Annotated in this window: 12 protein-coding genes; 5 read left to right on the top strand and 7 right to left on the bottom strand. The window is 60.0% G+C overall.

Going from position 1 to position 13914, the window contains the following annotated elements; all coding sequences use genetic code 11:
- Nucleotides 1–15: 15 nt before the first annotated feature.
- Together GOQ28_RS04235 and GOQ28_RS04230 are read right to left on the bottom strand one after the other, a co-directional pair.
- Nucleotides 16–1197: a CaiB/BaiF CoA transferase family protein gene (locus tag GOQ28_RS04235; protein ID WP_160355555.1), complete on the bottom strand. Its 1182-nt coding sequence runs from the start codon at nt 1195–1197 to the stop codon at nt 16–18.
- A 69-nt stretch (nt 1198–1266) separates the two neighbouring features.
- Entirely contained in the window at nt 1267–2133 is an 867-nt protein-coding gene (locus GOQ28_RS04230; protein WP_160355554.1) for an HpcH/HpaI aldolase/citrate lyase family protein, read from the bottom strand.
- Between the two features lie 95 nt (nt 2134–2228).
- Here GOQ28_RS04230 and GOQ28_RS04225 point away from each other — a divergent pair, with 95 nt between their 5' ends.
- Nucleotides 2229–3116 (top strand): LysR family transcriptional regulator, encoded by an 888-nt coding sequence (locus tag GOQ28_RS04225; protein ID WP_160348831.1) that lies wholly within the window; start codon nt 2229–2231, stop codon nt 3114–3116.
- A gap of 92 nt (nt 3117–3208) precedes the next feature.
- Here the strand turns inward: GOQ28_RS04225 and GOQ28_RS04220 are convergent, their stop codons facing one another.
- Nucleotides 3209–3703: a GNAT family N-acetyltransferase gene (locus tag GOQ28_RS04220; protein WP_160355553.1), complete on the bottom strand. Its 495-nt coding sequence runs from the start codon at nt 3701–3703 to the stop codon at nt 3209–3211.
- 309 nt (nt 3704–4012) lie between these two features.
- Between GOQ28_RS04220 and GOQ28_RS04215 the strand changes: the two genes are divergently transcribed.
- Nucleotides 4013–4921, top strand: coding sequence for a Hint domain-containing protein (locus GOQ28_RS04215; RefSeq protein ID WP_160355552.1), 909 nt, complete (start codon nt 4013–4015; stop codon nt 4919–4921).
- Nucleotides 4922–4945: 24 nt separating this feature from the next.
- Here the strand turns inward: GOQ28_RS04215 and GOQ28_RS04210 are convergent, their stop codons facing one another.
- The 4 genes from GOQ28_RS04210 to GOQ28_RS04195 form a co-directional block, all read right to left on the bottom strand.
- A complete protein-coding gene (locus GOQ28_RS04210; protein ID WP_160348828.1) occupies nt 4946–6217 on the bottom strand; it encodes a M28 family peptidase in 1272 nt (423 codons plus the stop codon).
- Nucleotides 6218–6252: 35 nt separating this feature from the next.
- On the bottom strand, nt 6253–7227 hold the full coding sequence (locus tag GOQ28_RS04205) for a Bug family tripartite tricarboxylate transporter substrate binding protein (protein WP_160355551.1): 975 nt from the start codon (nt 7225–7227) through the stop codon (nt 6253–6255).
- Between the two features lie 559 nt (nt 7228–7786).
- A complete protein-coding gene (locus GOQ28_RS04200; protein WP_160355550.1) occupies nt 7787–8707 on the bottom strand; it encodes a LysR substrate-binding domain-containing protein in 921 nt (306 codons plus the stop codon).
- A gap of 78 nt (nt 8708–8785) precedes the next feature.
- A complete protein-coding gene (locus GOQ28_RS04195) occupies nt 8786–10387 on the bottom strand; it encodes a 4-hydroxyphenylacetate 3-hydroxylase family protein (RefSeq protein ID WP_160355549.1) in 1602 nt (533 codons plus the stop codon).
- A 398-nt stretch (nt 10388–10785) separates the two neighbouring features.
- Here GOQ28_RS04195 and GOQ28_RS04190 point away from each other — a divergent pair, with 398 nt between their 5' ends.
- The 3 genes from GOQ28_RS04190 to GOQ28_RS04180 all read left to right on the top strand — a co-directional run bounded on the left by GOQ28_RS04190 (nt 10786) and on the right by GOQ28_RS04180 (nt 13914).
- Nucleotides 10786–12144: an amidase gene (locus GOQ28_RS04190; protein ID WP_160355548.1), complete on the top strand. Its 1359-nt coding sequence runs from the start codon at nt 10786–10788 to the stop codon at nt 12142–12144.
- 73 nt (nt 12145–12217) lie between these two features.
- On the top strand, nt 12218–13279 hold the full coding sequence (locus GOQ28_RS04185; RefSeq protein WP_160355547.1) for a TRAP transporter substrate-binding protein: 1062 nt from the start codon (nt 12218–12220) through the stop codon (nt 13277–13279).
- Nucleotides 13280–13350: 71 nt separating this feature from the next.
- Entirely contained in the window at nt 13351–13914 is a 564-nt protein-coding gene (locus GOQ28_RS04180; RefSeq protein ID WP_160355546.1) for a TRAP transporter small permease subunit, read from the top strand.

Below are 13914 nucleotides of genomic sequence, written 5' to 3'. Positions count from 1 at the left end.
CAGGACACATGTCCGCTAAGCCAGCACCCCTTTGTCGGCGATGGCTTTCTCTATTTCGGCCTCGGTGTAGCCCAGCTCGCGCATCAACTCGCGACTGTGTTGACCCAAGCCCGGCGCGCTGCGCAGCTGGCGTCGCGCGCCGGCCTGACCAAACGAAATTGGGTTCGCGATGGTCTTGTATCGACCAAACGCCGGATGCTCGTGCTCGCCGACTAGCCCCTGTTCCTGGACCTGCGCGTCCTCGAAAACATCCTCGACCTTACGCACGACCGAGCAGGGGACCTGATCGCCGAACAAGGCTTCCCATTGCGCGGCGCTCTTCGCTTGCAGGGCCTCGCGCAGCATGGGCACCAGCTCATCGACATGCGCGGCACGCTTTTTCACTGTGTCATAGCGCTCGTTCTCGGCGAGCTCCGATAGCCCGATCAGTTGACAGAGCGCGCGCCAGAAGTGCGGCGTATTGGCGGAGATATACAGATGGCCTTCGCGTGTCGGGTGGATGCCCGTAATGCCGCCCGAGCGCATATCGCGGTTGATATCGCGTGGTTCGTTCTCTGCCACGACCAGGCGCGCCGCCTGCATCGCGAGCGCACTGCTTAGCAAGGATACGCAGACGTGTTGGCCCGCGCCGGTTCGTTCTCTTTGAAACAGCGCGGCGGTGACGCCATTAGCCAACATGGCCGCGCCGTAGTAGTCCACCACCGAGCCATAAACAATCTGTGGCTGCTCAGGTGTGCCTTGCGATGCGCAGATCCCCGTGCGAGCCTGCAGCACCTGGTCATAACCCGCACGGCTGGCTAACGGTCCGCTTTGACCATAGCCAGTGAGCGAGCAATAGACCAGCCGGGGATTCAGTTCGCGCAGCGTGTCATAGTCAATGCGTAAACGCGGCGGCACCGAGGGACGGAAATTGTGCACGATGACATCGGCCTCGCGCGCCAGGCGGATGAATACCTCATAGCCCTGCTCGCTTTTCAGATCCAGGCAGATGCCTTGCTTGCCCCGGTTCACGCCCAGAAACGCCCGGCTTTCGTCGGGCAGGGTAGAGGGGTACTTGCGCAAGTTATCGCCTTCGGGAGGCTCGACTTTGATGACCTCCGCGCCCATATCGGCCAGCAGATTGCAGCCGTAAGGGCCAGCGATATAGGCGCTCAGGTCCAGGACCTTGATGCCGGATAAAGGAAAGTCGCCGCTCATGATGTTCGCTTAACTCGCAAGAAGAATCGGAGGGTGTTGGACACCGGCGTGTGTGATGCTGGGGTTAGCTCAGGAAGACGTCTGCGCCAAAATGGCGCGCGCGCGGGCGATGAAGGGTCCATCGATCATCTTCCCATCCAGCATATAAGCGCCATTCACGTCGTTTTGCTCTGCCGATTCCACGACCTTGCGTGCCCAATTGACTTCATCTTCCGTGGGGCTGAATACTTCGTTGGCCAGCGCCACTTGGCTGGGATGGATGCAAGTCTTGCCCAGGAATCCGAGCTGCCGGGCGCGCCAGGCTTCTTGCCGATAGCCCTCCGCATTGGCGACGTCGGTATAAGCCGTGTCGAAAGCAATCTTGCCTGCCGAGCCCGCGGCGAGGCGCATCGCCATCATGACGGCATGCACGTTCTGCGCATCGTGGCGCGCAATGCCCAGCGGCTCAAAGAGATCGCCCAGGCCCAGCTGCAAGCCCCAGACCTTCTCATGGGCTTGCGCGATCGCGGCCGCGTTCAGCATCGCGCGAGCGGTCTCGATATTGGCCAATACGCGCAGCTCAACCTGGGCTTGAGGCGTGCTCGCCTGCGCTTCCCGACCCTGCAGCAGGCCGATGAACTGCAGCAAATCCTCGACGGTTTCGGTTTTCGGGATGTTGACAATGTCCACGCCTGGGGCGCAAGCGGCGACCAGATCATTCTCGGTATGGCCGGTATCCAGCGCGTTGACGCGAACCAGAATGCTCTTGCGGCCTTCCTCGCGCAGATTGCGGAATTCATCGGATGCAAAAAATTTCGCCAGCTCATCGCGCGCGTACTGTTTGCGCGACTCCAGCACGGCGTCTTCCAGATCGAAGCAAATTGCGTCGGCTTGGCTACGCAAGGCTTTGACAAATAACTCGGGACGGGAGGCCGGTACGAATAGTTTGCTACGCATGGGGATCTCGACTCTGAAAGTTGGACTCATAGTACCGACCTGCGGCATGGCATGATCTGCTTGCGTATATGATCAGACGATAGTTATCCTATCGTATGAACACGCGTTTACTCCATACGTTATTGGCGGTGCACCAGCATGGCTCCATGGCTGGTGCCGCGCGACGGCTGAATCTGACGCATGGCGCGGTCGCACAGCAGATCCGTGCGTTGGAAAACGAGCTGGGCGTGAGCCTCGTGCGCCGTGCGGGCAAGGTCGTGCACCTGACGCAGGCGGCGCATCGCATCCTCGACACGTCGCAGCGCATTCTGGACGACATCGACGCGTTGGCGGCGTTGGCCAACACCAATGAACTGCGCGGAGAATTGCGGTTGGGCTCAGGCAATACCGCGTTGGTTGGCAAGATCCCGAACATCCTGGAAGTCCTTGCGGCGCAATACCCCGAGATTCACGTCAGCGTGGTCTCTGGCCAGTCCTCGGACTTTCATACCCAGGTCGAGCGCGGGGCTCTGGATGCCGCGATTGCCATGCAGCCCATGTTCACGCCCTCCAAGGGCCTGGGCTGGCATTTGCTATGGGAAGAGCCCTTTGTGCTTATCGCCTCGCGTCAGCACGAGGGAGTGGACCCGCATTTGCTGCTGGAGCGTGTGCCCTTTATTCGATATCACCGCGATAGTTGGGCCGGTCAGCAGATCGACGCCTACCTGAGGCAGAACAATCTAAGGCCGCGCGAAAGGTTCGAGCTCGCTTCGACCGAAACGATTACGCGGCTGGTGCATAAAAATCTTGGCGTGGCGATCGTTCCGACCGCCTGGAATCAATGGCAAAGCGGCTCGATTATCAGCATGCCGCTGAAGACCCCTTGCAAGCCTCGTTGTTTTGGCCTGATATGGCTGCGGTCTTCGCCGAGGTTGCAGTTGATCGAGGCGTTTCTGAAAGCGGCGGTCATGGCCCATCGCGCCGAGGAAACCGCCAACGCGTAATCTCGTCACCGCGCCACGTCCGCGGCGTGGCGCGGACAATAGGCGGGAACCAATGACACGATAGAAATTCTATGGGTTCATGACTCCGATACCTAGGGGTTGGCCCTCCGCATCATGTAGACAGCATCGGCACCATAGCTCGCCAACTTTACTGCGGCCACATCCGAACACGGTTCAAAGCCGAATTTGCTCCAGAAAGGCGCCGTGCCGTAGACGGAAATCAAGCCCATGGTCGCAAATCGGTCGGCCAGCCGCAGCAGTGTCTCAATGCCTTCTACCGCATAGCCACGGCCACGCAGAGAGGATGAAACGACAAAATCATGCAGGTATAACTCGTCGGCGTCGGCCGGCACCTGCTCCGGCGCAGTATTTAGCGCCGGCGGCGCGGCGTGCCGGATCGGGTGCGCGAATGCATAGCCCTGAATGTCGGTATCGTTGGTCAGCACTAGGCACCCTTCGGGATAAAGCCGCAAACGCCTTTCCTGCGTCTCGCGGCTTTCAGGCAAAGTGGGATGCACCACTTCGGAGAGCGCCATCACCGCATCCAGATTGTTGCGCTGCATCGGGCGCCAGATAAACGAATCCATGTCTTCAAATCCCTGAACTTGGGGTCATTGTCAGCCTTGTTGTTTTCACGCTGCAAGGCGTTTTTTGTGGGGTCTTACTTGCTAGAATCGCGCCACATTTACGGCTTGTCCTTCTATATCGGCAGAAAGCAACTGGCGTTAAGCATCATTGCCTGGCGAGGCCGGAAAAGGACATTTCACCACCCTTAATACGTACGCGGTGCTCAGGGGGGGCGGGTGACTGATACGAAGTCAGTCAACGCGCACCTATGCAGGTCGGTTCTTGCCTTCGCGCGAGTATTGTCGTGCACGACATATAGAAGGATATCTGTGGCAGTTTTCGAAACAACTGGGTGGTATGTCGTAGAGTACGACTACTCCGCCGAGCGGTACTTTATCCGTAGTGAATTCCAAGTGGATTCCACTTCTGTCACGAATTACTCTGTGGACAACGTTTTCGACGTAAATCAGTCTGTCTACGTAGTGTCTTCGGCTTATCAGCAAAATGAAACGATCGTCGCATTTACCAGCGACGGCATTGTTACCCGCAACATTGAGGGTGACTACACCCTCGTAACGTCTAACGTGTCGTATCGCGAGAATCTCCCTTTCGATACTAACACCGCGCCGTTCACGCCGGTCTGCTTCGTTAAAGGCACACTGATCGCAACCGCTCAAGGCCCCGTCGCTATTGAGTCACTAGCAATCGGCGACAAGGTCATTGGCAGCACCGGGCCGCGCACGGTGAAATGGATCGGCTGGCGGAACTATCACGCCGTGGCGTTACGCACCCCCGAGCAACGCACCAACTGTACGCCCGTGCGCATTCGCGCCGGTGCGTTGGCCGATAACCTACCCAGTCAAGATCTGCGCGTCTCGCCGTGGCATCACATCTATATCGATGGTGTGCTGGTCCGTGCAAAGGACCTGATCAATGGCAAAACGGTGGTGCAGGAAACCCAGGCACAAGAGTTCACCTACTACCACATTGAGCTGGATCAGTTCGACGTCGTCCAAGCGCATGGCGTGTACTCGGAATCGTGGGCGGACGGCGGCAATCGCGACTTCTTCCAGAACGTGGATGTGACCGCGCTGCGCCCCGAGGACAAAATGCGGCGCACCGCGCATCGCCCTGGATTCAAAGCCTTGAGGAAACCGGCCGAGATCGCTGTCATTCATGAGCGGATCGCGGCGCGGGCGGATATGTTGTCCGCCGCGCTGGATACACTCGCGGCCTGATGGCTTAGTGTCGAGCGGGAGGGGTCAATCGCGCGCAGCCAGGGCATCCAGCTGCGCATCGCTCATCCCCAACGCCACATCCGCCAGCGCGCAGGTGACCGCCAGCGCCTGCCGCAGTTCGCCTTCGGCAATGATGGCCGGCAAGTCGCCTGCCGACAGAATGTTGTTCACCCGGGAATCCGGCTTGCCAAAGCCCGCGGTCAGTCGCAAGGCGGGAATCCCGTTGCGCGCGAAATTGGCATGGTCCGAGTTCGGCATCAGCGGCAGCCATGTACTGACCGGGATGCCCGCCAGCGCTGCCGCCTGATTCACGACCGGCTCCAGAGCCGGGAAATCGCTGATCATCGCCGTGAGCGACAGATCGCCGGCCACCGTGTCCAGGTTGATATCAAACTTGATGCGAGCGCGCTCGGCCGGGTCCATGTCGGCCAGATAGCGGGCGGATCCCGCTAGCGCCCATTCTTCGGCACAGAAGAAACAGATACGCAGACTAGGCGTATCCGGACCGACCTTGGCCGCCAACGCCCGAGCGGCTGCCAACGCCGTGGCCACGCCGGTGGCATTGTCCAACGCGCTGACACCCAGATCGTGTCCGTCCATATGGGCGCTGATCACGATGACGCTGTCACGGCCACCCGGAATTTCGGCAATACCGACGCTGGCTTGCGAATCCAACAGCTCTTCGCCCTGGATGACCAGGTTCACCCGCGCGGCGCCCTGGGCGGCAGCCGCGATCAGACGCTGGGCGCTTTCATAATCGGTATATGCCGCCGGAATACCCACGCCATCACGAGGCCGCCCGGACGAACCGGATAGCAAGCCCTGGCCCGGCACGTTGTTGGCAATCAGAAAGCCGACCGCGCCCGCTTGCAGCGCCATGTCGTACTTGCGGCGCCGATGCACATGGTCGCCGGTGAACGGAAACTCATGGCTGACGAGCACGATCTTGCCGCGAACTGCATCGCCCACGCGTTCGAAATCGTCTGGGCGACCACGGCCAAGATCGATGACCTCGGCCTCCAAGCCCGCCTCGGGCGTATTCTGCGACCGCAGTAACGCACGCACGGGGAGGGATTCTCCTTGGAGCGTCAGACTGGCCTGAAGGCAGCGCCAGCCGTCGTATGGCACCTGGAGATGTTGTACGACCGGCGCGTAGGGACGCAACTGCTCCAGCGCCCACGCCATCGCGGCATCGTCTTGCCCGCTGCCGGACATGCGTCCTCCAAAAGCGCAGATCGATTCAAAGTCATTCATCAGAGCCGCATCAGCGGCGGCGGCTTGCTGCCAAGGTGTCATGTCGTGATCTCTTCTGGATGTGAACGCGTGTTGGATTATTCGAACTTGATATTGGCGCGTTTGATCACATCGTCCCAGCGGGCGAAGTCTTCAGTCACCATGCCAGAGAGGGCTTTGGCGCTCGAGTCCGCGGGTGCGCTCACGCCCAGACTGACCAGCCGTTGCTGCACCGCTTCCGACTGCATGACCGTTTTCATCGCGGCTTCCAGACGAGCCAGCGCGTCGGCGGGCGTGCCAGCAGGTGCCATCAGGCCCCACCAGCTTTGCACCGTCATATTGGGCACGTTGAGCTCCGCAAAGGTTGGCACATCGGGGGTGTCCTTCATGCGCTCGGGTGAGGACACGGCAATCGGCTTGATCTTGCCAGCCTGATACAAGGCCGCAGCCGTCGGCATGGTGGTAAAGCTGGCCTGAATCTGGCCACCGGCCAAGTCGTTCGCCGATGCCGAGGCTCCCTTGTATGGGATGTGGACCAGTTCGGCGCCGGTGTTCTGCATGAAGAGTTCGGCCATCAAGTGCGTCAACGAGCCGTTGCCGCCCGAGCCAATCGAAACCTTGTTGGAGGAATCTTTGGTGGCCGCTACCAAGGCGGGCACGGTCTGCGCCTCGAAACCCGGATTCACGAACAAATACAGTGGCGATACGCCCAGCAATGCCACCGGCGTAAAGTCCTTGCGTGCGTCGTATTTGACACGATCCGCGTAGAGCGCCGGGACGATGGTGAACGGCACGTCGGCCAGCAGCAAGGTGTAGCCATCGGGGGCTTCGTTAGCGACGTAGGAGGTGCCAATCATCGAGCCCGCACCCGCGCGGTTTTCGACCACCACGGGCTGACCTAGTTCTTTGGCAAGCTGATCGCCAATGCCGCGCGCGAGCACATCCGAGCTGCCGCCGGCCGCGTACGGCACGATGATGCGCACGGGCTTTTCCGGGTAGGCGGCTTGAGCCGGCGTCGCGGCGGCGAGCATGAGGGGGAAGAAGGAGCAGAGCAGGGATTTGAGCTTATTCATCTGAATGACTCGTAATGCGTGACTAGGTGCAGGTATTCTGGCGAGGCGCTCTGATCTGGGCAAAGGATATATGGGCAAGCGCTATTCCAGTATGGAATACCTTGGGGGCGGCTTCGGTTGGGTTCTTTAGGCGCGGGAGCCGGGCAGAAAAGGGGCACCGGCCCTGTCGCAGCGGCTCGGCCCACGAGCAGGGGCCTCGGTCCCCTTCGGGGACTTCCCGCCGCTCAACGGGCCGGTGCCCCTTTTCTGCCCGGCTCCCGCTTGCGTTAGCGTTAAGAGGACGAATTCAAATCCAAATTCATGTTGCGGTGGATGGAAGTGAGGCATGTGCTTCAGTGCGTATGCGTAACGGCATGCTTGAAGCGCGGGGTCATACCTCAGTGTGAGTCCGGGGGCGGTGTGCGTGGGCGGTGCCGGCCCGTAGAGCGACGGGAAGTCCCCGAAGGGGACCGAGGCCCCTGCTCGTGGGCCGAGCCGTTGCGACAGGGCCGGCACCGCCCACGCACACCGCTCCCGGACGGCTAAAGAACCCCACCTCTGCAGAGCAGACAGAGATAAATCAGGAGACCAACTCGCGAATTTCCCGATTCATCTGCCCAGCACGTTGCGTCAGCCATTCACAAAAGGCATCCACATACGCCCCACCCACGTTCGGCCGCGGTCTCATCAGGTAATAGCCATAGCGACTTTCCACCACTTCCCCTAACGGCCGCACCAGCGTGCCAGCCCGTAATTGCTCGCGCACCAGCACCATTGGCACAATCGCCGCGCCCAGTCCGTGCATCACGGCAGGCAGCAGGACAGAAAACCCTTCGTATTCGGGCGCCTCGCCCGCGCTCGGGCCCGGCCAAAGTGGCGCGATTTCGGCACGCCATTCGTCCCAGCTATAGCCGCGCTGCGCTCGCCGCAGGAGTGGCACCTGATTTAAGTCTTCAATCATGCGTATCGGGCAACGCGCCAGCAACTGTGGGGCGGCAACGAGCGTCATTTCGTGTCCGCACAGATACTCCGCCGACATCCCCGCCACATGGCCGGTGTGCAACTGGATCTCGGCATCGAAGCGTTCGACTTGATCGCGGCCGTAGAGCAAGCGCGGACGGATATTGACGCGCACACCCGGATGCAGCGCGAAAAACTCGGACAGCGTAGGAATCAGGCACGAATGCGCGAATGACGGAGAAACGGCGATATTGAGCGCGACGCGTGACATTGGATGCGCAACCAACGCGTCCGCTTCATCCAGCAGCCTTAACGCCGCGCTGACGCGTTCGTGATAAATCGCGCCCGCATGCGTCAGGCGCAGGCCATTGGGCAGGCGTTTAAACAGTGCGACGCCTAGCCGCGATTCCAACGCACCGATATGCTTGCTGACCGCGCTTTGTGTAATGTTGAGCTTGTCCGCGCAGCGGCTGAAATTCAAGGTGCGCGCCGCCGCCAGGAAAATGCGCAGCGTGACTAGAGAATGGCGCGAGCCCTTCATGGTGTAACGAATCCCGGGAATGCATGAGTCTTAGACCCTGATAAGGAATTGTACGCGGCGGGCCGGCTGCGCCCGCGCTCAACCTCGGAGCAATGGACGCATGATCGCTTGGCCGGGCGCCGAGCAACCCTGGTCACAGCAGCGCCCCGGCTGTTTGTTGCGGGTGATCGCGCGCTGCGGATCATCCTGATTCAATACGCCGCGATCGAGCAGGCGTTCGACTAGTTCGACTTTGCTGCCTATCGGGTAATTGCGATAGATCTCCTGCTTCATGGCCGCGGGTGATCCGCCTCCGTGCAGACTAATGATCGAATACCAGCCCGCTTGATATGAAGCGGTCAGGTCTTCCATGAAGCGGGCGACCTGAATTCGTTTGTCATAGGGGACGGCGGGATTGGCCTGCAACATATCGCTCAGGCGCCCGGCAGTCTCGGGATTGTGGTCTTCGTCGGGTCCTGGCAGGGCCACGATCAAGCCACCGGACACCTCGTGGGCAAGGCGATGCATGTCGTAGATCTGGGTAGCCAGCATCAGCTTGCCCACGTTGGCAAAGACCGTCTCCGGCATGAACGACTGACTGTAGGCGTCCTGGGTCCCGTAGACGCTGGCGGCCACGCCACACGCATAGAACCCCTCGACAATCTTGATCAGCTCCACCATGGGTTCTTGCAGGCTGGCTTTTTTCTCCGGGTCTAGTCCGTTGGCCTCGCACATCAACGCGCCCGCGCCGATCAGCAAGTCGCCGAACCCGGCTCGCGCGGCGATACAGCTGTGGCGATGGTGATTCGCATACGCATAGGTCATGGCGCCCGAATGTTCCCACTCGTTGGCGTAGAACACGCGCTCCCAGGGCACGGTGACGCGATCGAAAATCACCACCCCAGTGGATTGTCCGTACTTTCGGGAAAATAGCGCGTCACCGTGTTCGTTTTTCTCGCCTGGCCGACCGGCAGGGCGCGCCACGATGGTGATACCTGGGGCGTCGATAGGCACCGCACAGCACACCGCGAAATCGGTATCCGCCTGCGTCATGTTGCGGCACGGCATGACGAGTAATTCGTGCATATATGCCGCGCCCGTGACGATGGCTTTCGTTCCAGAAATCACGATGCCTTTGGCATTGCGTTCGACAATATGAACGTAAGTGTCTGGATTGCTCTGCTGATGGGGCCGGCGCGAACGGTCGCCTTTCGCGTCCGTCATCGCAACGCCAATGGCCAGGTCGTTATCGTGCACGTGATCCAGATAACTCTGGAACCGCGCACGATGTTCGGTGCTCCCTCGTGCGTCGTCGATACGAGCCGATACCTGCGCGATCGCGTTGAGCGCATCGTGGGTCAGATAGCGTTGGGCGCAGCCGGTCTCCTGACATAGCAATCGAACCGCTTCGAGCTTATTCAGCAGATCGCCGGCGGACTCGTTGATATGCAGCATGCGTGGCACCGTGCTGTCACCCTGGCGGGCCAGCATGAGCGGGGCCACCGCCGGATCGTGGGCCATATCGTAGGTCACGGCCAGTGCATTGACCCCCGGCGCTAGCGAGGGTTCGTCGGCCACCGATTCCACACGACGTCCGTCCACGTAGACGACCGGCTTATAGCGACGGAGGGATTCGCGATATTGATCTCCGGTCATTAGGCCCGAGGTACCAAGCGACGCATGATGGGCTGAGTCTTGCATGAGGTTGTCTCCAGAGTGGCGCGTGGGTGGCTGCGCCGGCTACCGCATTCTTATAGGTAATCCGTCTCTATGGTGCTGAGAGTAACGGTACAACGGGATAAATGAACGGACAAGGTATTTCGGGCCTAAGCGCCGCAAGCGCAGTCATGGTTACACGTCGTCCCGTCTTCGCCGTCTATCACTGCATGCCAGTCAAACCCTATAAAACCTGGGGTTTACCACTAGCAAATCCGTTTTGGGATAAAGACTTCGAAGACCGAGGCTTAGGGGTTTTCTCTAGTCTGGAGAGTATGTTCGACTTATGTTGTTGCCGCAAAAAATCTTTGCTGATAGGCTGAATGTACGTACAACCTGTCTTGCGCTGTTTTTCCCTTTTGACTTCCCTCGAGGCGAACTTCATGGTTCAGGTGAACATTCCGACAACGTCGGAAGCAGCGGTTAAACAATGTATTGAGAACATCGAGAGATGGAATCCCCACATCAACGCGATTGTCACGCTCGATGCGGAGACGGCGCTGGAGGCAGCACGCCGTGCGGACGCACTGACGCAATCCGGTCGAGCGAGCGGTCTGCTGCATGGCGTACCGATTCTCGTCAAAGACAACATTGACACTGCAGGTCTGCGCACCACGTATGCGTCTGGCTTTTTTAAGGACCACGTGCCTGACCGGGACGCTACCGTTGTGCGACGCTTGCGCGAGGCGGGTGCCATCATCCTGGGCAAAGTAACCCTGCATGAATTCGCATTCGGCGTACGCTCGAACAACCCAGTCATCGGTCAATGCCGCAATCCTTGGAACCCGGCGCGCATACCGGGTGGCTCCAGCGGCGGATCGGGGGCGGCGATCGCCGCTGGCATGGCGCCATTGGCCTTGGGCACCGATACCGGCGGATCGGTGCGGGTGCCCGCTTCGCTGAATGGCGTATGTGGTTTGCGCCCCACCGTGGGGCGAGTGTCGAATCATGGTTGCATGCCTGTCAGCGCCACGCACGACACCATCGGTCCTTTGGCGCGTACGGTGCCGGAGCTGGCCCGCCTGTTCTCCGTGATGGCAGGCTTCGATCCGCATGACCATGTCAGCGAACGCCAAGAAGTGGGCAATCTGCTCGTCGATATGCACGCGGGCATCAAGGGCCTGCGGATTGGCATTCCCAGCAATCATTACTTCGACGGCGTGGACAGCGAGGTCGCGTATGCCGTCCAAGAAGCCATGCGCGTGCTGGAATCGTTGGGTGCCATCATGGTCCCCATCACCGTAGACGGCGCGCAGACCGCGCATGCCTACGCCACCACCATGATCTACTCCGATGCCTGCGCCGTGCACGAGGAACGGCTTGCACAGCCCGACGAGCGCTGGTTACCCGCCACGCTGGAGCGCATGCAGATGGGGCTGCAATACACCGGTCGTGACTACGCACGCGCCCTGCGGGCTCGCGAGGCTTGGTGTCGGTCCCTGGAGGATGTCTTCAGTTCGGTCGACGTCATCCTCAGTCCCACCTCGCCCACGGTCGCGCCACCCATTGAAGACGGCCGCAGCCTTTTCGAAGCCACGCGCGCCGTGACGCAGAACACCTATGCAGGCGCGTTCGGCAAGCTACCGGGGCTATCGGTGCCATGTGGTTTTTCTTCTGATGGTATGCCGATCGGCCTGATGCTCGAAGCCGCGCCTTGGCGCGAGGCGACGCTTTTCAGGGCCGGCGTCGCTTATCAAAACCAAACCGACTGGCATCTGCGTCAGCCCGCTCTTCCTGCTTAACCCCATCCACCCGCTTGCTATCCGCGCGTCGCGCGTGCGCGGGCGCTTGTAGCTTTTCTTCAGGAGTTACAGTATGGCATTCGCTTTCCCCGGTATCAGCAAGCTCGCCGTTGCGGTGAGCACCGCCTTGGCCTTGCTCGCGACCACCCCAGTGCAGGCAAAAGACCCGACTGTGAATATCAAGGTCGCGGGCATGTTCGGTTCTAACTTCAAGCCCATCGGTGCTCATGTCAACGACATGGTCGCCAACGTGCGCGCGGCCACGGATGACACGGTCAAGATGCGCTTTTTCGAGCCCGGTGCGCTGGTGCCGGTGATGGGCATCTTCGACGCGGTATCTTCGGGTTCTGTGGATGCCGGTTTTGTCGGTATCGGCCTCTATATCAACAAAGAGCCGGGTCTGGCGCTCTATAACGCGGCGCCGTTCACACCCGAGTTGTCCCAGTTCCTTGCCTGGATCTACTACGGCGGCGGTCAGCAGGTGCTGGACGAAGTGCTTGAAAAGCACAATATGAAGGCCGTGTTCTGCGGACTGCTCGCACCGGAAGCAGGAGGCTGGTTCAATAAAGAAGTCAATTCCCTCGATGACTTCAAGGGCCTGAAAATGCGTATTGGCGGTCTGGGCGCCAATGTGCTGGAGAAGATCGGCGTATCGACGCAAGCGCTTGGCGGCGGCGATGTGTTCCCCGCGCTGGAACGCGGTGTCATTGATGCGGCGGAGTTCTCCAACCCAGGCATGGACGAATCCATGGGCTTCGATCAGGCCGCGAAATATTACTATTTCCCCGGGTGGCAAAACCCGGTCAGTCCGGAATGGCTCATCATCAACAAAGCGGTCTACAACAAGCTGACCGATAAACAGAAGAAAGCCATCGATGTGGCCTGCGGCAACGCAGTGGCCCGCAGTATCGCCGAAGGCGAAGTGCTCAGCATGCAGGCGGTCGAACGCCTGCGCGCCAAGGGCGTCGATATCCGTCAGTGGAAGCCCGAGGTCGTTCAACAGTTGAAAGATCTATGGGTGGAGGAAGCCAACCGCTTGGCTTCCACCGATCCCAACTTCAAGAAAATCTGGGAGTCTCAACAGAACTTCCGCCAGCAGCACGACAAGCTCATGCAGCTACAGAAACTGCCGTAACGGCGTAAGCCACACGAGCGGGAGCCGCGCGGCTCCCGCACCAAAGGGTTCTGTCCAGAGTAGGTGGGTGCATGGATTCTCCGATTGCCGGGAAGATTGACCGCTGCGTGACCTTCATCGGGATGGCCGCCGCCTGGCTGTTGTTCGCGCTGACAGCGGTGGTGTGCTTCGATGTGATTACCCGAAAGTTTTTCGTCTTTCAGTCCACGTTCTTGCAGGAGCTGGAATGGCATCTGCACACGGTCATCTTCTTCCTGGCCATTCCCATGGCCTATCTGCGTGGCATCCATGTGCGCATCGACATTCTCAGGGACCGCATGAGCGATCGCGGCCGGGCCAAGCTGGAGCTGATTGGGCTCTTCCTGCTGGCGATCCCATTCACCCTGTTCCTGCTGAAATACGGCATCGACTTCGTCGCGCAGTCATACGCGCAGAACGAAGGCTCGACCTCGATGCAGGGTATCCATCATCGCTGGATCATAAAATCTATCATTCCTATTGCGATGCTGCTGACGCTCTTGTCGTTGATCGCGACGGTGATACGCGGCGTGTTGTTCCTGGCGGGTAAAGGCCCCGTCCCAGAGGCATTCGCGCGAAAAGAAATCGCTGCCGTGGCGGTGGAGGAAATTCGATGA

Source organism: Bordetella sp. 02P26C-1, assembly GCF_009763255.1.
In the GTDB taxonomy this organism is placed as follows: Bacteria; Pseudomonadota; Gammaproteobacteria; order Burkholderiales; family Burkholderiaceae_B; genus Bordetella_A.
The sequence above is the reverse complement of the archived record's forward strand: the minus strand, read 5'-3'. Positions and strand labels throughout refer to the sequence as shown.

What these genes read in the sequence shown, in the direction of transcription:
- GOQ28_RS04235 (WP_160355555.1), bottom strand. Translation starts at nt 1,197, where the DNA reads ATGAGCGGCGACTTTCCTTTATCCGGCATCAAGGTCCTGGACCTGAGC.
- GOQ28_RS04230 (WP_160355554.1), bottom strand. Translation starts at nt 2,133, where the DNA reads ATGCGTAGCAAACTATTCGTACCGGCCTCCCGTCCCGAGTTATTTGTC.
- GOQ28_RS04225 (WP_160348831.1), top strand. Translation starts at nt 2,229, where the DNA reads ATGAACACGCGTTTACTCCATACGTTATTGGCGGTGCACCAGCATGGC.
- GOQ28_RS04220 (WP_160355553.1), bottom strand. Translation starts at nt 3,703, where the DNA reads ATGGATTCGTTTATCTGGCGCCCGATGCAGCGCAACAATCTGGATGCG.
- GOQ28_RS04210 (WP_160348828.1), bottom strand. Translation starts at nt 6,217, where the DNA reads ATGACACCTTGGCAGCAAGCCGCCGCCGCTGATGCGGCTCTGATGAAT.
- GOQ28_RS04205 (WP_160355551.1), bottom strand. Translation starts at nt 7,227, where the DNA reads ATGAATAAGCTCAAATCCCTGCTCTGCTCCTTCTTCCCCCTCATGCTC.
- GOQ28_RS04200 (WP_160355550.1), bottom strand. Translation starts at nt 8,707, where the DNA reads ATGAAGGGCTCGCGCCATTCTCTAGTCACGCTGCGCATTTTCCTGGCG.
- GOQ28_RS04195 (WP_160355549.1), bottom strand. Translation starts at nt 10,387, where the DNA reads ATGCAAGACTCAGCCCATCATGCGTCGCTTGGTACCTCGGGCCTAATG.
- GOQ28_RS04190 (WP_160355548.1), top strand. Translation starts at nt 10,786, where the DNA reads ATGGTTCAGGTGAACATTCCGACAACGTCGGAAGCAGCGGTTAAACAA.
- GOQ28_RS04185 (WP_160355547.1), top strand. Translation starts at nt 12,218, where the DNA reads ATGGCATTCGCTTTCCCCGGTATCAGCAAGCTCGCCGTTGCGGTGAGC.
- GOQ28_RS04180 (WP_160355546.1), top strand. Translation starts at nt 13,351, where the DNA reads ATGGATTCTCCGATTGCCGGGAAGATTGACCGCTGCGTGACCTTCATC.